Annotated in this window: 18 protein-coding genes; 3 read left to right on the top strand and 15 right to left on the bottom strand. The window is 65.7% G+C overall.

The window, feature by feature from the left end; all coding sequences use genetic code 11:
* Positions 1–282 precede the first annotated feature (282 nt).
* The 13 genes from ABFA30_RS16790 to ccoN (ABFA30_RS16730) form a co-directional block, all read right to left on the bottom strand.
* On the bottom strand, positions 283–966 hold the full coding sequence (locus tag ABFA30_RS16790; RefSeq protein WP_410045697.1) for a sulfite exporter TauE/SafE family protein: 684 nt from the start codon (positions 964–966) through the stop codon (positions 283–285).
* Entirely contained in the window at positions 959–1,183 is a 225-nt protein-coding gene (gene ccoS / locus ABFA30_RS16785) for a cbb3-type cytochrome oxidase assembly protein CcoS (protein WP_225789887.1), read from the bottom strand. Before ccoS ends, ABFA30_RS16790 begins: the two co-directional genes overlap by 8 nt.
* Positions 1,162–3,636, bottom strand: a complete 2,475-nt coding sequence (locus tag ABFA30_RS16780) for a heavy metal translocating P-type ATPase (RefSeq protein ID WP_253091016.1) — start codon at positions 3,634–3,636, stop codon at positions 1,162–1,164. Before ABFA30_RS16780 ends, ccoS begins: the two co-directional genes overlap by 22 nt.
* Before the next feature lie 10 nt (positions 3,637–3,646).
* Positions 3,647–4,177 (bottom strand): FixH family protein, encoded by a 531-nt coding sequence (locus ABFA30_RS16775; protein WP_225789885.1) that lies wholly within the window; start codon positions 4,175–4,177, stop codon positions 3,647–3,649.
* 14 nt (positions 4,178–4,191) lie between these two features.
* Positions 4,192–5,607: a cytochrome c oxidase accessory protein CcoG gene (ccoG, locus tag ABFA30_RS16770; protein ID WP_225789884.1), complete on the bottom strand. Its 1,416-nt coding sequence runs from the start codon at positions 5,605–5,607 to the stop codon at positions 4,192–4,194.
* 270 nt (positions 5,608–5,877) lie between these two features.
* Positions 5,878–6,861: a cytochrome-c oxidase, cbb3-type subunit III gene (gene ccoP / locus ABFA30_RS16765; protein ID WP_225789883.1), complete on the bottom strand. Its 984-nt coding sequence runs from the start codon at positions 6,859–6,861 to the stop codon at positions 5,878–5,880.
* Positions 6,858–7,055 (bottom strand): cbb3-type cytochrome oxidase subunit 3, encoded by a 198-nt coding sequence (locus ABFA30_RS16760; RefSeq protein ID WP_225789882.1) that lies wholly within the window; start codon positions 7,053–7,055, stop codon positions 6,858–6,860. The genes ccoP (ABFA30_RS16765) and ABFA30_RS16760 overlap by 4 nt, the downstream gene beginning before the upstream one ends.
* 5 nt (positions 7,056–7,060) lie before the next feature.
* On the bottom strand, positions 7,061–7,669 hold the full coding sequence (gene ccoO, locus ABFA30_RS16755) for a cytochrome-c oxidase, cbb3-type subunit II (protein WP_225789881.1): 609 nt from the start codon (positions 7,667–7,669) through the stop codon (positions 7,061–7,063).
* Positions 7,669–9,111 (bottom strand): cytochrome-c oxidase, cbb3-type subunit I, encoded by a 1,443-nt coding sequence (gene ccoN, locus ABFA30_RS16750; protein WP_225789880.1) that lies wholly within the window; start codon positions 9,109–9,111, stop codon positions 7,669–7,671. The genes ccoO (ABFA30_RS16755) and ccoN (ABFA30_RS16750) overlap by 1 nt, the downstream gene beginning before the upstream one ends.
* A 423-nt stretch (positions 9,112–9,534) precedes the next feature.
* Positions 9,535–10,476: a cytochrome-c oxidase, cbb3-type subunit III gene (ccoP, locus tag ABFA30_RS16745; protein WP_225789879.1), complete on the bottom strand. Its 942-nt coding sequence runs from the start codon at positions 10,474–10,476 to the stop codon at positions 9,535–9,537.
* Positions 10,473–10,670 (bottom strand): cbb3-type cytochrome oxidase subunit 3, encoded by a 198-nt coding sequence (locus ABFA30_RS16740; RefSeq protein WP_410045696.1) that lies wholly within the window; start codon positions 10,668–10,670, stop codon positions 10,473–10,475. The genes ccoP (ABFA30_RS16745) and ABFA30_RS16740 overlap by 4 nt, the downstream gene beginning before the upstream one ends.
* 3 nt (positions 10,671–10,673) lie before the next feature.
* Positions 10,674–11,282: a cytochrome-c oxidase, cbb3-type subunit II gene (ccoO, locus tag ABFA30_RS16735; RefSeq protein WP_023381403.1), complete on the bottom strand. Its 609-nt coding sequence runs from the start codon at positions 11,280–11,282 to the stop codon at positions 10,674–10,676.
* A gap of 13 nt (positions 11,283–11,295) precedes the next feature.
* On the bottom strand, positions 11,296–12,720 hold the full coding sequence (gene ccoN, locus ABFA30_RS16730; RefSeq protein ID WP_225789878.1) for a cytochrome-c oxidase, cbb3-type subunit I: 1,425 nt from the start codon (positions 12,718–12,720) through the stop codon (positions 11,296–11,298).
* A gap of 49 nt (positions 12,721–12,769) precedes the next feature.
* Between ccoN (ABFA30_RS16730) and ABFA30_RS16725 the strand changes: the two genes are divergently transcribed.
* Positions 12,770–13,468, top strand: coding sequence for an alpha/beta fold hydrolase (locus tag ABFA30_RS16725; RefSeq protein ID WP_225789877.1), 699 nt, complete (start codon positions 12,770–12,772; stop codon positions 13,466–13,468).
* Positions 13,469–13,573: 105 nt separating this feature from the next.
* Here ABFA30_RS16725 and ABFA30_RS16720 read toward each other — a convergent pair whose 3' ends face one another.
* Both ABFA30_RS16720 and ABFA30_RS16715 read right to left on the bottom strand, forming a co-directional pair.
* Entirely contained in the window at positions 13,574–13,858 is a 285-nt protein-coding gene (locus ABFA30_RS16720) for a pyrimidine/purine nucleoside phosphorylase (RefSeq protein WP_225789876.1), read from the bottom strand.
* Positions 13,859–13,931: 73 nt separating this feature from the next.
* Entirely contained in the window at positions 13,932–14,483 is a 552-nt protein-coding gene (locus tag ABFA30_RS16715; RefSeq protein WP_225789875.1) for an exonuclease domain-containing protein, read from the bottom strand.
* Between the two features lie 196 nt (positions 14,484–14,679).
* Here ABFA30_RS16715 and ABFA30_RS16710 point away from each other — a divergent pair, with 196 nt between their 5' ends.
* On the top strand, positions 14,680–15,483 hold the full coding sequence (locus tag ABFA30_RS16710; protein WP_225789874.1) for a substrate-binding periplasmic protein: 804 nt from the start codon (positions 14,680–14,682) through the stop codon (positions 15,481–15,483).
* Between the two features lie 65 nt (positions 15,484–15,548).
* Complete coding sequence (locus ABFA30_RS16705) at positions 15,549–16,562, top strand: GNAT family N-acetyltransferase (RefSeq protein WP_410045695.1); 1,014 nt, start codon at positions 15,549–15,551, stop codon at positions 16,560–16,562.
* The last annotated feature ends 80 nt before the right edge of the window (positions 16,563–16,642 follow it).

Below are 16,642 nucleotides of genomic sequence, written 5' to 3'. Positions count from 1 at the left end.
AAGAAGCGGCAGTGTCCGGAGTCTAGGGGCGTCTGTAGGAATCTGTGTTGATTTGTATCAAGGGGGGCGGAGCTAGCGCCGGGCGGCAAGCGGCAAGAAAAAGCAGTCTTGCGCAGTGCCAACCCCAGCGATTAAGCCTAATCCCACAGATTGGCGTCATTCTTGAGGCTGGCAGTGAACCTGTGGGAGCCGGCTTGCCGGCGATGGGGCGCGAAGCGACCCCAAATGGCAGCAAAGCCCTGGCTCGCCGAAAACTGCTTTGTCTTGCAGCTTGTCGCCGGATCAGTGCCCCATGAGCCAATGCTGGTGCGGACCAGGCAAGGTCCACAGGCCGAACAGGATCACCAGTAGGCCGCCGGCCAGGCGCACGCTGCGGCGGCGCAGCAGGGCGCCGACCCGTTCGGCGGCAAGGCCGGTGGCCAGGAGTACGGGCCAGGTGCCGAGGCCGAAGGCCAGCATCAGGGCTGCGCTGTAGCCGGCATTGCCCTGGCTGGCGGCCCACAGCAGGGTGCTGTAGACCAGGCCGCACGGCAGCCAACCCCACAGGGCGCCGAGCAGCAGGGCGCGGGGCAGGCTGGAGACCGGCAGCAGGCGTGTGGCCAAAGGTTGGATGTGCCGCCACACGCCGCGGCCGAGCGCCTCGATACGGGTCAGGCCACTCCACCAGCCGGCCAGGTACAGGCCCATGGCGATCAGCAGCAGGGCCGCCACCACCCGCAGCCCCTGGGTCGCCGGGCTGTTGGCCAGGGCCCAGCCGGCCAGGCCCAGGAGCAGGCCAGCGCAGGCATAGCTGAGGATGCGTCCGAGGTTGTAGGCCAGCAACAGGCGCAGGCGGCGGGCGCGTTGCTCTGGCGGGATGGCCAAGGTCAGGGCGCCCATCAGACCGCCGCACATGCCCAGGCAATGGCCGCCGCCGAGCAGGCCCAGGACCAATGCCGAGCCGAGCAGGGGAAACAGGTCAGGCACGAGGCTGAGGATCCTTGTCGTCGGGCTGCCCTGGCGTTTGTTCTGGCTCTGGCTTGACGGCAGCCTGGTGGCGAGGGTCCTGGTCGTCGAACAGGATGCTGTGGGCCGGGCTGTCGAGGTCGTCGTACTGGCCGCTGTCCACCGCCCAGAAGAAGATGTACACGGCCACGCCGACGATCAGCAGGGCGGCGGGGATCATGACGTAGAGGGCGGGCATAGCGGTTTCCTTGCGGGCGACGGCGTCTGGTGTGCGGGCATGCCCGCGCCCTTGGCCAGGCGGGTCAGGCGCAGGGCGTTGAGCACCACGATCAGCGAACTGACCGACATGCCGATGGCCGCCCAGACCGGCGTGATCCAGCCCAGGGCGGCGAACGGCAGCATCAGGCCATTATACAGGGTCGCCCACAGCAGATTCTCGAGGATGTTGCGCCGCGTGCGCCGGGCCAGGTCGAAGGCCTGCACCAGCGCCTGCAGGCGGTTGGACAGCAGCACCGCATCGGCGCAGGTCTTGGCCAGGTCGGTGGCCGAACCCATGGCGATGCTGATGTCGGCCGCCGCCAGCACCGGCACGTCGTTGACCCCATCGCCCAGCATCAGCACCTTGCGGCCTTCGGCCTGCAGGGCCTTGAGGCGGGCGAGCTTGTCGTCCGGGCGCAGGCCGCCGACGGCCTGGTCGATGCCCAGTTGCGCGGCCACTTCGCCGACCATCGGCGAGCTGTCGCCGGACAGCAGCAAAGTACGCCAGCCACGGGCCTTGCAAGCGGCGAGCAGGTCGGGGGCATCCTCGCGCAGGCGATCGTCGAGGCCGAACCAGGCCAGCGGCCCCTGGCGGTCGCCCAGCAACAGCCACTGGCCACGGGGTTCGGGTACGGCGGGCACTGCGGCGCTGCTCAGGGCGCAGACGAACGTGGCCTGGCCGATGCGCAGGCTTTGGCCGTCCACCACGCCCTCCAGGCCCAGGCCAGGTATGGCCTGCACCTGCTCGGCGGGGGTGGCGGTGCGGCCGAAGGCACGGGCGATGGGGTGTTCCGAGCGGTTCTCCAGGGCTGCGGCCAGGGCCAGGCAGCGGTCGGCGGCGAGCAGGCCCAGTGGGCGGATGCTGCGTAGGGCCAGGCGGCCCTCGGTGAGGGTGCCGGTCTTGTCGAAGATCACCGTGTCGATCTGGTTCAGCCCTTCCAGCACATGTCCGCGGGTGACCAGCAGGCTGAGCTTGTGCAGGGTGCCGGTGGCGGCGGTGAGGGCTGTCGGGGTGGCCAGGGACAGGGCGCAGGGGCAGGTCGCCACCAGCATGGCCAGGACGATCCAGAATGCCCGCGAGGCATCCAGCTGCCACCACAGCAGGCCGATGGCGGCGGCGGCGAGCAGGGTGAACAGCAGGAACCACTGCGAGGCGCGGTCGGCGATCTCGGCCAGGCGGGGTTTTTCCGACTGGGCGCGCTCCAGCAGCCGGACGATCGCCGACAGGCGGGTGTCCTGGCCCAGGGCCTCGACCTGCACGGTCAGGCTGCTCTCGACATTCAAGGTGCCGCCGGTGACCCGGTCGCCGGCATGGCGGGCCTGGGGCAGGTACTCGCCAGTCAGCAGCGACTCATCGACGCTGGAGCGGCCGTCGAGGATGCGGCCATCGGCCGGGATCACCGCGCCGGGCAGCACTTGCACCCGGTCGCCGCGCTGCAGTTCGCCGAGCAGGATGCGCTCGCTGTGTCCCTGGTCATCCAGGCGCAGGCAGGAGGCCGGCAGCAGGTTGACCAGTTGCGCGGTGGCCGCCGCCGTGCGCTCGCGGGCGCGGCGCTCCAGGTAGCGGCCGGTGAGCAGGAACAGGGCGAACATGCCCACGGTGTCGAAGTACAGCTCGCCACTGCCGGTGATCGCGGTCCAGATCCCGGCGCCGTAGGCCAGGGCGATGGCCAGCGACACCGAGACGTCCATGGTCAGGTGGCGGGTGCGCAGGTCGCGGGCGGCGCCCTTGAAGAAGGGGGCGCAACTGTAGAACACGATCGGCGTGGTCAGGAACAGCGCCACCCAGCGCAGGATGGTGTGCAGCTCGGGGCTCAGGTCGATGTTGAATTCCGGCCAGGTGGCCATGGTCGCCATCATCGCCTGGAACCACAGCAGGCCGGCCACGCCCAGGCGGCGCAGGGCGCTGCGGTTTTCCCGGGCCAGTTGCTCGGCGGCCTGGTCAGGTTGGTAGGGGTGCGCGGCATAGCCGATCCGGCGCAGCTCGGCGAGCAGGCGCGAGAGGGGCGTTCGTTGGTCGTCCCAGTTGAGCAGCAGGCGGTGGTTGGACAGGTTCAGGCGTGCCTCGGCCACGCCCGGCAGGTTGCGCAGGTGTTTCTCGATCAGCCAGCCGCACGCTGCGCAGCTGATGCCCTCGACCAGCAGGGTGGCCTCGGCCAGTTCGCCCTGGTGGTGGACGAAAGCCTGCTGCACGTCGACGCGGTCGTAGAGTGCCAGCTCATCCTGCAACTGCCGGGGCAGGGCCTCGGGGTTGGCGCTGGCGTCGCTGCGGTGCTGGTAGTAGCTCTCCAGGCCGCCGGCGACGATGGACTCGGCCACTGCCTGGCAGCCAGGGCAGCAGAACTGCCGGGGTTCGCCGAGGACCACCGCGGTGAAACGGCTGCCGGCGGGGACGGGCAGGGCGCAGTGGTAGCAGGGGGTTGGCTCGGTCATCGTGATGCAGTCATTCGTGATGCTCGGCCCCTTGCAAGGCCTCGTCGCCCAGCTCCAGGGTGACGCCGTGGGCGACCTTCTCCTCCTCGAACAATCGCCATACCTGCCCGTCCTGGCTGCCCAGCAGCTCGACGAAGCGCCGCCCCTCGACCCGGTCGTCCAGCTGGCCGACATAGCGGCCCGGCTCGCTGCGGGCCAGCTCGACCTTGCGGTCCTTGTCCGGCTGGGTCGGTGAGATCAGGTTCAGTTCCAGGGCTTGCGGATCGCTATTGCCGGTCAGGCGCACGTCCACCTCGCCAGTCAGCTCGTCCAGGTGCACGCTGGCCTTGAGCTTGAGGTCCTGGGCCAGCAGCTCGCGGTCCAGCGAGCGGTTGATGCCCTTGCCGGCCTCGTAGTAGTTGTCGTTGACCAGGTTGTCCGGGTTGTTCACGGCGATGCTGACCATCGTCAGGCTCAGGCACACCGAGGTGGCGAGGATGCCGATGATGATCCAGGGCCAGAGGTGCTTGTACCACGGGCTGGCGGCGGTTGCGGCAGGCATTGTCGACTTCTCTCTCAACGGATTTGCGGGCCGATGAAGCGGCTCTTGGCTTCAACCTGGGTGGCGCTGTCGTCGGCGTCCTTGAGGATGAAGGTGATTTCATTGGTGGTCGAGGGCAATTGCTCGGGCGCGACCGACAACTGCACCGGCAGGCTGACGATATCGCCGGCGGCGACCCGGATCTCGCGATGCCCCTCGAGCTGCAGGCCTGGCAGGCCGCTGGCGTCGAGCACGTAGACGTGGTCGCGTTGGTCCTTGTTCATGACCTTGAGGCTGTAGACGTTCTCGATCCGCCCTTGCGCGTTCTCGCGGTACAGCACCCGGTCCTTGCTGACGTCGAAACCGACCAGCGAACGGGTGGCGAAGGCGGTGACCAGGATACCGATCATCAGCAGCAGCACCAGGGCGTAGCCGATCAGCCGTGGGCGCAGCATGTGGGTCTTCTGCCCGGAGAGGTTGTGCTCGGTGGTGTAGCTGATCAGGCCCTTGGGATAGTTCATCTTCTCCATGATGCTGTCGCAGGCGTCGATGCAGGCAGCGCAGCCGATGCACTCGATCTGCAGACCATCGCGGATGTCGATGCCGGTGGGGCAGACCTGCACGCACATGGTGCAGTCGATGCAGTCGCCCAGGCCCTTGGCCTTGTAGTCCATGTCCTTCTTGCGCGGGCCGCGGGTCTCGCCGCGGCGCGGGTCGTAGGAGACGATCAGGGTGTCCTTGTCGAACATCACGCTCTGGAAGCGCGCGTAGGGGCACATGTACACGCACACCTGCTCGCGCAGCCAGCCGGCGTTGCCGTAGGTGGCGAGGGTGAAGAACGCCACCCAGAAATAGGCCCAGCCATCGGCTTGCCCGGTGAAGAACTCGATGACCAGCTCGCGGATCGGCGAGAAGTAGCCGACGAAGGTCATGCCGGTGACGAAGCCGATCAATAGCCACAGGCTGTGCTTGGCCGCCTTGCGCAGGAACTTGTTGGCGCTCATCGGCGCCTTGTCCAGCTTCATGCGCTGGTTGCGGTCGCCCTCGGTGACCTTCTCGCACCACATGAAGATCCAGGTCCAGACGCTCTGCGGGCAGGTGTAGCCGCACCAGACCCGGCCGGCGAACACGGTGATGAAGAACAGGCCGAAGGCAGAGACGATGAGGATGCCCGAGAGCAGGATGAAGTCCTGGGGCCAGATGGTGGCGCCGAAGATGTAGAACTTGCGCTCGGGCAGGTTCCACCAGACGGCCTGGTGCCCGCCCCAGTTCAGCCACACGGTACCGAAGTACAGCAGGAACAGGAACGCCCCGCCGACCATTCGCAGCCGGCGGAACACGCCGGTGAAGGCGCGGGTGTAGATCTTTTCCCGGGAGGCGTAGAGGTCGACGGAGTCCTTTCCCTTCTTGGCAGGCGGGGTGACGTCATGTACCGGAATCTGCTTGCTCATCATCAAGTCCCACGGCAGTGGAGAAGTGCCGCGGCCAGTACGTGCCGGCCGCGGTCGTACGCATTCTGCTAGCGCTCTGCGGCCCATGATACGCCGCTGCTGGCAGGCTGGGAGCGCGTTGCGACCTTTAGTCGCATTGGGTTGGTGGTTTGAATCGTGTTATGGCGGCTGTCAATTGATCCAGGTCATGGCGGGAGGCGAAATGTCCGGCGTTGCGCCGTAACCTGGGGGAGCATGGCCCTGCCAGCGATGGCAGGGCCATGGATGGGCTCACTCGGCCTTGGCGGTTTCCGACTGCTGCTGGTGCGACAGGCTGTAGACATAGGCTGCCAGCAGGTGGACCTTGTCGTTGCCCTGCAACTCGGCCTGTGCCGGCATCTGGCCCTGGCGGCCGTAGCGGATGGTCTGCTGCAACTGGGCGAAGCTTGAGCCGTAGATGAACGCCTGCGGGTGGGTCAGGTCAGGCGCGCCCATGGCCGGGGTACCCTTGCCTTCGGGGCCGTGGCAGGCCACGCAGTTGGCGGCGAAGATCTCCTTGCCCTTGGCGGCATCGGCCTTGATCCCTTCGGGCAGGCTACGACCGTCCAGATTGGTCAGGACGAAGGCGGCGACGTCGGCCACGCCCTGTTCGCCGATCACCTCGGCCCAGGCCGGCATCACGCCGTGGCGACCGTTCATGATCGAGGCCTTGATGGTCTCCGGCTCGCCGCCCCAACGCCAGTCGTTGTCGGTGAGGTTGGGGAAGCCGTAGGAGCCACGGGCATCGGAGCCGTGGCACACCGAGCAGTTGGAGGCGAACAGGCGGCTGCCCATCTTCAGCGCTTGCGGGTCCTTGGCCACGTCCTCGATGGGCATGGCGGCGTACTTGGCGAAGATCGGGCCGAAGCGGGCGTCGGCCTTGGCCATCTCCTTTTCCCACTCGTGCACGCCGGTCCAGCCGGGCTGGCCGTTGGAGAACTCGGTCTTCTTCTCGTTATCCAGGTACTGGTAGCCGGGCAGGATGCCTTTCCAGTTGCCCAGGCCCGGGTACAGCACCAGGTAACCCAGGGCGAACACGATGGTGCCGACGAACAGCCAGAACCACCATTTCGGCAAGGGGTTATCGTACTCCTCGATACCGTCGAAGGCATGGCCGACGGTCTCGTCGGTGACCTCTTCGCGCTGGCCCTTGCGGGTCGACAGCAGCAGCCAGGTCAAGGCGAAGATGGTGCCCAGGGTCAGGACGGTGACGTACAGACTCCAGAAGGTTGTCATTGTTCTTTGCTCCTAGAAGCTTTCGCTTGCGCTTGCTCGACGTGCTTGCTGGCCTCGGGGTCGTCGGCGAAGGGCAACCGGGTCGCCTCGTCGAATTCCTTCTTGCGCCGTGGGTTGAACACCCACAGCGCCAGGCCCACGAAGGCCACCATCACCACGACGGTGCCCAGGCCACGAATCATCCCGATATCCATCAGCGTCACCGTTTGCTCTTGATGATGGTGCCCAGGCCTTGCAGGTACGCCACGATGGCGTCCATCTCGGTCTTGCCCTTGACCGCGTCGCGGGCGCCGGCGATGTCCTCGTCGGTGTAGGGCACGCCCAGGGTGCGCAGCACCTCCATCTTTTTCGCGGTGTCCTTGCCATCGAGCGTGTTCTCGACCAGCCACGGGTAGGACGGCATCTTCGATTCCGGTACCACGTTGCGCGGGTTGTACAGGTGCGCGCGGTGCCAGTCGTCGGAGTAGCGGCCGCCGACGCGGGCCAGGTCCGGGCCGGTGCGCTTGGAGCCCCAGAGGAAGGGGTGGTCCCAGACGCTCTCGCCGGCCACCGAGTAGTGGCCGTAGCGCTCGGTCTCGGCACGGAACGGGCGGATCATCTGCGAGTGGCAGCCGACGCAGCCCTCGCGGATGTAGATGTCGCGCCCTTCGAGCTCCAGTGCGGTGCGCGGCTTCATGCCTTCGACCGGTTTGTTGGTGACGTCCTGGAAGAACAGCGGGACGATCTGGGTCAGGCCGCCGATGCTGACGGCGATGACCATGAAGAAGGCCAACAGGCCGATGTTCTTCTCGACTGCTTCATGCTTCATCAGTGAGCTCCCACGACGACGATCTTGGCGGCTTCTTCAGCGTCGGCCGGCTTCGAGGCGCGTACGGTGCGGTAGACGTTGTAGGCCATCAGCAACATGCCGGAGGCGAAGAACGCACCGCCCAGGGCGCGGACGATGTAGCCCGGGTGGCTGGCCTGCAGGGCTTCGACGAAGGAGTAGGTGAGCGTGCCGTCGTCGTTGATGGCGCGCCACATCAGGCCCTGGGTGATGCCGTTGACCCACATCGAGGCGATGTACAGCACGGTGCCGATGGTCGCCAGCCAGAAGTGCGCGTTGATCAGACCCACGCTGTGCATCTGTTCGCGGCCATAGACCTTCGGGATAAGGTGGTACAGCGAGCCGATGGAGATCATCGCCACCCAGCCGAGGGCGCCGGCATGCACGTGGCCGATGGTCCAGTCGGTGTAGTGCGACAGCGAGTTGACTGTCTTGATGGCCATCATCGGGCCTTCGAAGGTGGACATGCCGTAGAACGCCAGGGACACCACCAGAAAGCGCAGGATCGGGTCGGTGCGCAGTTTGTGCCAGGCCCCGGAGAGGGTCATCATGCCGTTGATCATGCCGCCCCAGCTCGGTGCCAGGAGGATGATCGACATCACCATGCCCAGCGACTGGGCCCAGTCGGGCAGGGCGGTGTAGTGCAGGTGGTGCGGGCCGGCCCAGATGTACAGGGTGATCAGCGCCCAGAAGTGGACGATCGACAGGCGATAGGAGTAGATCGGGCGTTCGGCCTGCTTGGGCACGAAGTAGTACATCATCCCCAGGAAGCCCGTGGTCAGGAAGAAGCCCACGGCGTTGTGGCCGTACCACCACTGGATCATGGCGTCGGTGGCCCCGGCATAGGCCGAGTACGACTTGAACAGGCTGACCGGCAGGGAGATGTGGTTGACGATGTGCAGCATCGCCGTGACCACGATGAAGCCACCGTAGAACCAGTTGCCGACGTAGATGTGCTTGGTCTTGCGCTTGACGATGGTGCCGAAGAACACCAGGGCGTAGGTGACCCAGACGATGGCCAGGAGGATCGCCAACGGCCACTCGAGCTCGGCGTACTCCTTGGTGGTGGTGTAGCCCATCGGCAGGGTGATCAGCGCGCCGACGATGACCGCTTGCCAGCCCCAGAAGCTGAAGGCGGCCATGCCATCGGAGATCAGCCGGGTCTGGCAGGTGCGCTGCACGACGTAGTAGGAGGTGGCGAACAGCGCGCAACCTCCGAAGGCGAAGATCACCAGGTTGGTGTGCAGCGGGCGAAGGCGGCCGAAGCTCGTCCATGGCAGGTCCAGGTTCAGCTCGGGCCATACCAGTTGCGAGGCGATGTACACGCCTAGCCCCATGCCAAGGATCCCCCAGACCACCGTCATGATGGCGAACTGGCGGACGACCTTATAGTTATAAGCAGTCGGACTGATTGCAGTGCTCATTGCTAAGGTTCCACGGTTTGGGTGTTCTTGTTGGTTGGAAAATCGGCGCCAGTATCGGTAACCACCAGGGTTATCGCAACGCAAGACCTCTCGCCGACCCGTGTCCAGGCCCTTTCCACCACCGTCCCGCGGTTTGGGGGCTGGATGATTGTACACAAATAAATGTTTGTAATGTGTACCGTTTTTCGCCTTTTTCTGATCGATCGGTCAAGCTTTTTTTCAGAGTGGGCAGGCAAGGCTCCCCTCCCGACGCTATGGGCGAGCGATGTCGAAGTCGTTGCGCGGTGTCAGGCCATGCACCGCGTCTGCTTCGGTCGCTGCGAGCGAAGCCTCTCTTAGGCAAACAAGCTTAGTTCCGTTCAGAGGGGGTGCAAGGAAGGGAGGTATGGCGGGGAGTTGGGGCCGCACTGCGGCCCCGAAAGATCAACGGGCAGTCAGGTTGTCGCCCGCTTCATCTTGCGACAGGCTGTACACATAGGCCGCCAGCAGGTGGACCTTGTCGTTGCCCTGGATGTCGCGCTGGGCCGGCATCTGGCCCTGGCGACCGTAGCGGATGGTCTGTTGCAGTTGGGCGAAGCTCGAACCGTAGATGAACGCCTGCGGATGGGTCAGGTCAGGTGCGCCCATGGCCGGGGTGCCCTTGCCCTCGGGGCCGTGGCAGGCTACGCAGTTGGCGGCGAAGATCTCCTGGCCCTTGGCGGCATCGGCCTTGACCCCCTCGGGCAGGCTGCGACCGTCCAGGTTGGTCAGGATAAAGGCGGCGACGTCGGCCACGCCCTGTTCGCCGATCACCTCGGCCCAGGCCGGCATCACGCCGTGGCGGCCATCCATGATCGAGGCCTTGATGGTCTCCGGCTCGCCGCCCCAGCGCCAGTCCTTGTCGGTCAGGTTGGGGAAGCCGTAGGCGCCCTTGGCATCGGAGCCATGGCACACCGAGCAGTTGGAGGCGAACAGGCGGCTGCCCATCTTCAGCGCCTGCGGGTCCTTGGCCACTTCCTCCACCGGCATGGCGGCGTACTTGGCGAAGATCGGGCCAAAGCGTGCATCGGCCTTGTCCATTTCCTTCTGCCACTCGTTGACCTGGGTCCAGCCGTTCTCGTAACCCGGCAGGATGCCTTTCCAGTTGCCCAGGCCCGGGTAGAGGATCAGGTAGCCCACGCCGAAGGCCAGGGTGCCGACGAACAGCCAGAACCACCACTTGGGCAGCGGGTTGTCGTACTCCTCGATGCCGTCGAAGCTGTGGCCCATGGTCTGGTCGGTGGTGTTGTGGCTCTGGCCCTTGCGCGTGGCGAGCAGCAGCCAGGTCAGGCCGATCAGGCTGCCGATGGTCAGTACGCTGATGTAGGTACTCCAGAAGGTGGTCATTGCCGGTTATTCCTCATGGCAGGTTCCTGCCCAGCAGGGGGCAGGCGGTCGTCGACGAAGGGCAGCAGGCGCGCTTCGGCGAAATCACGGTCGCGGCGACGGTTGAATACCCAGAGGCACAGGCCCAGGAAGGCGATCATCACCACCAGGGTGCCCAGGCCACGGATCAGGCCGATGTCCAGTGACAGTTCCATCGCTTACCTCTTGTTCTTGATCGCGGTGCCCAGCACCTGCAGGTAGGCCACCAGGGCGTCCATCTCGGTCTTGCCCTTGACCGCGTCGCGGGCGCCGGCGATGTCCTCGTCGGTGTAGGGCACGCCCAGGGTGCGCAGGGTGCGCATCTTGGTGTCGGTGTGGCTGTTGTCGACCTGCTGGGCGACCAGCCACGGGTAGGACGGCATCTTCGATTCCGGTACCACGTTGCGCGGGTTGTACAGGTGCGCGCGGTGCCAGTCGTCGGAGTAGCGGCCGCCGACGCGGGCCAGGTCCGGGCCGGTGCGCTTGGAGCCCCAGAGGAAGGGGTGGTCCCAGACGCTCTCGCCGGCCACCGAGTAGTGGCCGTAGCGCTCGGTCTCGGCGCGGAACGGGCGGATCATCTGCGAGTGGCAACCGACGCAGCCTTCGCGGATGTAGATGTCGCGGCCTTCGAGCTGCAGGGCGGTGTAGGGCTTCATGCCTTCGACCGGCTTGTTGGTGACGTCCTGGAAGAACAGCGGGACGATCTGGGTCAGGCCGCCGATACTGACGGCGAAGACCATCAGCAGGGCCAGCAGGCCTACGTTTTTCTCGATGACTTCGTGTTTCATCAGGCTTGTCTCCTCAGGCCAGCTGGGCGGTCGCAGGGGCGGCCTCGGCGGCCGGGGCACGCACGGTGCGCCAGGTGTTCCAGGCCATCAGCAGCATGCCGCTGAGGAAGATCGCGCCACCGACGAAGCGCACGATGAAGCCAGGGTGGCTGGCCACCAGGGTCTCGACGAAGGAGTAGGTGAGCGTGCCGTCGGCATTGACCGCGCGCCACATCAAGCCCTGGGCGATGCCGTTGACCCACATCGAGGCGATGTACAGCACGGTGCCGATGGTCGCCAGCCAGAAGTGCGCGTTGATCAGGCCGATGCTGTACATGCGCTCCTTGCCGAACACTTTCGGGATGGTGTGGTACAGCGCGCCGATGGAGATCATCGCCACCCAGCCGAGGGCACCGGCATGCACGTGGCCGATGGTCCAGTCGGTGTAGTGGGACAGGGCGTTGACCGTCTTGATGGCCATCATCGGGCCTTCGAAGGTGGACATGCCGTAGAACGCCAGGGACACCACCAGAAAGCGCAGGATCGGATCGCTACGCAGTTTGTGCCAGGCACCGGAGAGGGTCATCATGCCGTTGATCATGCCGCCCCAGCTCGGTGCCAGGAGGATCAGCGACATGATCATGCCCAGCGACTGGGCCCAGTCGGGCAGGGCGGTGTAGTGCAGGTGGTGCGGGCCGGCCCAGATGTACAGGGTGATCAGCGCCCAGAAGTGGACGATCGACAGCCGGTAGGAATACACCGGGCGCTCGGCCTGCTTGGGCACGTAGTAGTACATCATCCCCAGGAAGCCCGCAGTCAGGAAGAAGCCCACGGCGTTGTGGCCGTACCACCACTGGACCATGGCGTCGGTGGCACCGGCGTAGACCGAGTACGACTTGGTCAGGCTGACCGGCAGTTCCAGGTTGTTGACGATGTGCAGCATCGCCACGGTGAGGATGAAGCCGCCGAAGAACCAGTTGCCCACATAGATGTGCTTGGTGTTGCGTTTCATCAGCGTGCCGAAGAACACGATGGCGTAGCAGACCCAGACGATGGTGATCAGGATGTCGATCGGCCATTCCAGTTCGGCGTATTCCTTGGAGCTGGTGTAGCCCAGCGGCAGGCTGATCGCCGCCAGCAGGATCACCAGTTGCCAGCCCCAGAAGGTGAACGCGGCCAGGCCCGGTGCGAACAGGGTGGTCTGGCAGGTGCGTTGCACCGAATAATAGGAGGTGGCGAACAGGGCGCAACCGCCGAAGGCGAAGATCACCGCATTGGTATGCAGCGGGCGCAGGCGACCGAAGCTGGTCCAGGGAAGGTCGAAGTTCAGGGAAGGCCAGACGAGTTGCGCGGCGATGAAAACGCCGAGCCCCATCCCGACGATTCCCCACACCACCGTCATGATGGCGAATTGGCGGACCACCTTGTAGTTGTAGGCGGTACTGCTGGTTGTGTTCATGTATGGGTTCCCATCCACGGTTATAGGCAGGCTAGACAGCGAGGCAAGCATGAGTAATGGGCAAATGGCCGGTATTGACGGGGATCAATGGGCGCAAGTGGGAAATGTCCCAGGCTTGCGCTGCGATCCCCCACGCATCCGGGGGGACCAGGGCTATGCTGGCTGCCTGGTCCTGGCCCATGGCGCGGGGGCGCCGATGGACAGCGATTTCATGCAGGACATGGCGCAAAGGCTGGCGGCGCAAGGGGTAGGCGTGGTGCGCTTCGAGTTTCCCTACATGGCCCAGCGGCGCCAGGGCGGCGGCAAGCGGCCGCCCAATCCGCAGAAGGTGCTGCTCGACTGCTGGCGCGAGGTGTACCGCCAGGTGCGACTATTGGTCGCGGGGCCGGTGGCCATTGGCGGCAAGTCCATGGGCGGGCGCATGGCCAGCCTGCTGGCCGACGAACTGGGGGCCGATGCCCTGGTGTGCCTGGGCTATCCGTTCCATGCCGTGGGCAAGCCCGAGAAGCCCCGGGTCGAGCACCTGGCGGGGTTGCGTACGCGCACGCTGATCGTCCAGGGCGAGCGCGATGCCCTGGGTAACCGGGAGCGGGTGCAAGGGTATGTGTTATCGCCGTCGATCGAGGTGTGCTGGCTGGCGGCGGCCGATCATGACCTCAAGCCGCTGAAGGCCTCGGGGGCGACCCATGAAGGGCATCTGCAGGCGGCGGCGCAGCGGGTGGCCGGGTTCCTGGCGGGGGGGAACTAGCCTATCAATTGGGGCTGCGAAGCAGCCCCAGCATCTGTTACATCCAACGGGCCGCTAGAGGCTGGCCCCAGGGCTCGATTGCGCCGCCCTGAAAAATCGAACGCCTCAGTCGCGGTACTCGCACAGGTAGGCCGTATCCACCGCCACCTTCAGCTGGAACTTGCTGTCGGCCGGCACATTGAACTGGCTGCCGGCCTTGAAGGTTTCCCAGTTGTCGCTGCCCGGCAGCTTGACGGTCAGGGCACCGGAAACCACATGCATGATCTCGCGCTTGGCGGTGCCGAATTCATATTCGCCCGGGGCCATGACGCCGACGGTGGCCGGACCTTCCTGGCCAGTGAAGGCGATCGACTTGACGGTGCCATCGAAGTACTCGTTGACCTTGAACATGGGCGACTCCTGAAAGAAGGAATGAAAAAAGGCTGGCCAGTATGCCCAAGGCCCCCGGCGCCGTCATCTGCTTTCAGGGGCCGTTGGCGGGCAGGCTCAAGGGCAACAGCCGTGCGGTATTGCGGGCATCTTCCAGGGCGCGGTGCTGCTGCCCGCAGAACTGCAGGCCCGCCAGCTGCAGCGCGCCGTTGAGGCCGGCAGGCCGCTGCAGGTGGCGGGCCTTGGCGAAGCGTTGCTTGAGGTTGATGTGGGGCAGGGCTTGCAGCAGGCTCTGCACCTGATGCTGCTGCCATTCCTGGCACAACTGCTGGCGATCGTAGTCGCCCCAGCTGACCCAGGCCTGCAGGTGCCCGCGGTGATGGCCGAGCCAGCGCTCGAACTGTGCCCACACCTCGGGGAAAACCGCGGCGCCGTCGACATCGGCCTGGCTGATATGCGTCAGTTCGCGGCAGAACGGCGTCAACTGCCGCCGTCGCCTGGGCCGCACGAAACGCTGGAAATGGTCGACCTCGCGGCCTTCGCGGGTGACCAGGCTTGCGCCGATTTCAATGATTTCCATCTCCGTGACCGGCCAGCCACCGTCGTCGGTGGTGGCCTCCAGGTCGATCACCAACCAATGGCCCATACCAGGCTCCCTTGCAAGATGCAGAGGCCTGCAGGGTCGGCCTCGACCCGACAGGCCAGTGAAGCGTAGCCAATCTCCGGCCTGCCGACATCCCCTGGCACAATGCTGTTATTTTGCTATGGCCATCGGTTGTGCCCCGGCGGGAAAGCGCCTAGCTTAAATGGATCCAGGTCACAAACCGTGATGAGTGTCTCCCTTGACTCCTGCGTCCGGCCGCAAGGCCCTGTCTTCCTTGTTGATGGTTGCCGCGTTGTGGCTGGCCACCCCGGCCCAGGCTGGCGACGCGCTGGAGGTGAGGGTCGGCGCGGCGCATTTCCCGCCCTATACCGTGCGCCCGGAGCAGGGCGCCGAGCGCGGCCTGCTGGCGCAACTGGTCGAGGCGCTCAACCGCCTGCAGCAGGATTACCACTTCGTGCTCGTGCCCACCTCGATTCCCCGGCGTTTTGGCGATTTCCAGCAAGGGCGCACCGACATGGCGATCTTCGAGAACCCACAATGGGGTTGGCAGCAGATTCCCCATGAGGCCGTGGACCTGGGCCTGGAGGATGCCGAGATCTTCGTCGCGCGCCAGCAGCCGGGGCGCGACCAGGGGTATTTCGATGACCTGCAGGGCAAGCGCCTGGCGCTGTTCAACGGCTACCACTACGCCTTCGCCGGCTTCAATCCCGACCCGCGCTACCTGAGCGAGACCTACAACGCGACCCTGACCTACTCCCACGACAGCAACCTGTTCATGGTCCAGCGCGGGCGCGCCGACATCGCCCTGGTGACGCGCTCCTTCTATAACGACTTCCTGGTGCGCAACCCCGCCAGCCGCGGCCACCTGATGGCCTCCGAGCGGGTCGACCAGATCTACCACCACTATGCCTTGCTGCGCCCGGGTGCGCCCCTCTCGGGCGAAACCTTCGCCGCGCTGTTGCAGCGCCTGCGCGACAATGGCGAGCTGCTGCGCATCTTCAAGCCCTACCGGATTGGCGTCCAGGCCACGTCGGGTGACTAAATCCCAGGGCGCTGGTCACGTCTACAGGAATGAGTCTTTCCCTACCTTTTCCGTGAGCCATGACCATGCCGTTCGATGCCGCTTCGCAGCCTCTCTCCCTGCCGCGTTGGCGCAGCCTCAGCGCCGACGAGGGCGATTGCCGGCTGAGCCTGACACTCGAAGGACGCCCGCTGATCCAGATCCGCCTGGTACCTGCGAACCCCCTCCACGTGCACCTGGAATCCCTCTGCCCGGAGCGCGCCGAGCAGGCGCTGTGGGCCGCCTGCTACTGGCTGCTGTCGCGCGATCCGGCCTGCCAGCGCCTGGCCTGGCATCTGCCTGAGCCGGTCCCCCAGGCCGTGGCCAGTGGCCTGTTGCTGGCGGGCGAACAGCCGGGGGTGTACCTGTGCGAGCGCACCCTGTTCTGGCAATTACCGCAGCCTTGGCTGGGCGATAATGGTTCGGGCGTCTATCCGCAGCAGATGCAGATCAGCAACGGCAAGCGCCATCCACGTCGGGCACCCAAGCCGCGTGGCGAGGTGTACCGGCGCTTCGATGCGCGCCTGGGCGCCTGGGTGTCGCTGCGCACCCTGGAGATCGAGCAGGACCTGGCGCGTTTCAACCGCTGGCAGAACAACCCGCGGGTGCTGCAGTTCTGGCAGGAAGGCGGCACGCTCGAGCAGCATCGCGAGTACCTGGCCAAGCTCGAGGCCGACCCGCATGCCCTGACCCTGATCGGTTGTTTCGACGATGAGCCGTTCGCCTACTTCGAGGCCTACTGGGCCAAGGAAGACCGCATCGCACCCTTCTACCCGGCCGATGACTACGACCGTGGCATCCACATGCTGGTGGGGGAGGAGGCCCATCGCGGCCCGCACAAGGTCGCTAGCTGGCTGTCGGCGCTGGTGCACTACCTGTTCCTCGATGACCCGCGCACCCAGCGGGTGGTGGCCGAGCCGCGGGCCGACAACGGCAAGATGATCGGCTACATGCACGACCAGTGCTTCCATTGCGAGAAGGAGTTCGATTTCCCGCACAAGCGGGCAGCGCTGATGATTCTCGGGCGGGAGCGCTTTTTCGACCGCTGCAGGCTCGTCTAGCGGCTCCAAGCGGCAAGCGGCAAGCGAAGAGCGGGCTGGTGTGCGCTTGCTGCTTGCTGCTCGTAGCTTGAGGCTCGCCG

The sequence above is a fragment of the Pseudomonas sp. HLMP genome (assembly GCF_046365545.1).
In the GTDB taxonomy this organism is placed as follows: Bacteria; Pseudomonadota; Gammaproteobacteria; order Pseudomonadales; family Pseudomonadaceae; genus Aquipseudomonas; species Aquipseudomonas guariconensis_B.
Note: the sequence above shows the minus strand (reverse complement) of the source record. Positions and strands in the feature narration are given on the sequence as shown.

Bases quoted from the DNA above. Each gene is read 5' to 3' on its own strand.
- ccoS (WP_225789887.1), bottom strand. From the start codon at position 1,183: ATGCCCGCCCTCTACGTCATGATCCCCGCCGCCCTGCTGATCGTCGGC.
- ABFA30_RS16780 (WP_253091016.1), bottom strand. From the start codon at position 3,636: ATGACCGAGCCAACCCCCTGCTACCACTGCGCCCTGCCCGTCCCCGCC.
- ABFA30_RS16775 (WP_225789885.1), bottom strand. From the start codon at position 4,177: ATGCCTGCCGCAACCGCCGCCAGCCCGTGGTACAAGCACCTCTGGCCC.
- ccoG (WP_225789884.1), bottom strand. From the start codon at position 5,607: ATGAGCAAGCAGATTCCGGTACATGACGTCACCCCGCCTGCCAAGAAG.
- ccoP (WP_225789883.1), bottom strand. From the start codon at position 6,861: ATGACAACCTTCTGGAGTCTGTACGTCACCGTCCTGACCCTGGGCACC.
- ABFA30_RS16760 (WP_225789882.1), bottom strand. From the start codon at position 7,055: ATGGATATCGGGATGATTCGTGGCCTGGGCACCGTCGTGGTGATGGTG.
- ccoO (WP_225789881.1), bottom strand. From the start codon at position 7,669: ATGAAGCATGAAGCAGTCGAGAAGAACATCGGCCTGTTGGCCTTCTTC.
- ccoN (WP_225789880.1), bottom strand. From the start codon at position 9,111: ATGAGCACTGCAATCAGTCCGACTGCTTATAACTATAAGGTCGTCCGC.
- ccoP (WP_225789879.1), bottom strand. From the start codon at position 10,476: ATGACCACCTTCTGGAGTACCTACATCAGCGTACTGACCATCGGCAGC.
- ABFA30_RS16740 (WP_410045696.1), bottom strand. From the start codon at position 10,670: ATGGAACTGTCACTGGACATCGGCCTGATCCGTGGCCTGGGCACCCTG.
- ccoO (WP_023381403.1), bottom strand. From the start codon at position 11,282: ATGAAACACGAAGTCATCGAGAAAAACGTAGGCCTGCTGGCCCTGCTG.
- ccoN (WP_225789878.1), bottom strand. From the start codon at position 12,720: ATGAACACAACCAGCAGTACCGCCTACAACTACAAGGTGGTCCGCCAA.
- ABFA30_RS16725 (WP_225789877.1), top strand. From the start codon at position 12,770: ATGAGTAATGGGCAAATGGCCGGTATTGACGGGGATCAATGGGCGCAA.
- ABFA30_RS16720 (WP_225789876.1), bottom strand. From the start codon at position 13,858: ATGTTCAAGGTCAACGAGTACTTCGATGGCACCGTCAAGTCGATCGCC.
- ABFA30_RS16715 (WP_225789875.1), bottom strand. From the start codon at position 14,483: ATGGGCCATTGGTTGGTGATCGACCTGGAGGCCACCACCGACGACGGT.
- ABFA30_RS16705 (WP_410045695.1), top strand. From the start codon at position 15,549: ATGCCGTTCGATGCCGCTTCGCAGCCTCTCTCCCTGCCGCGTTGGCGC.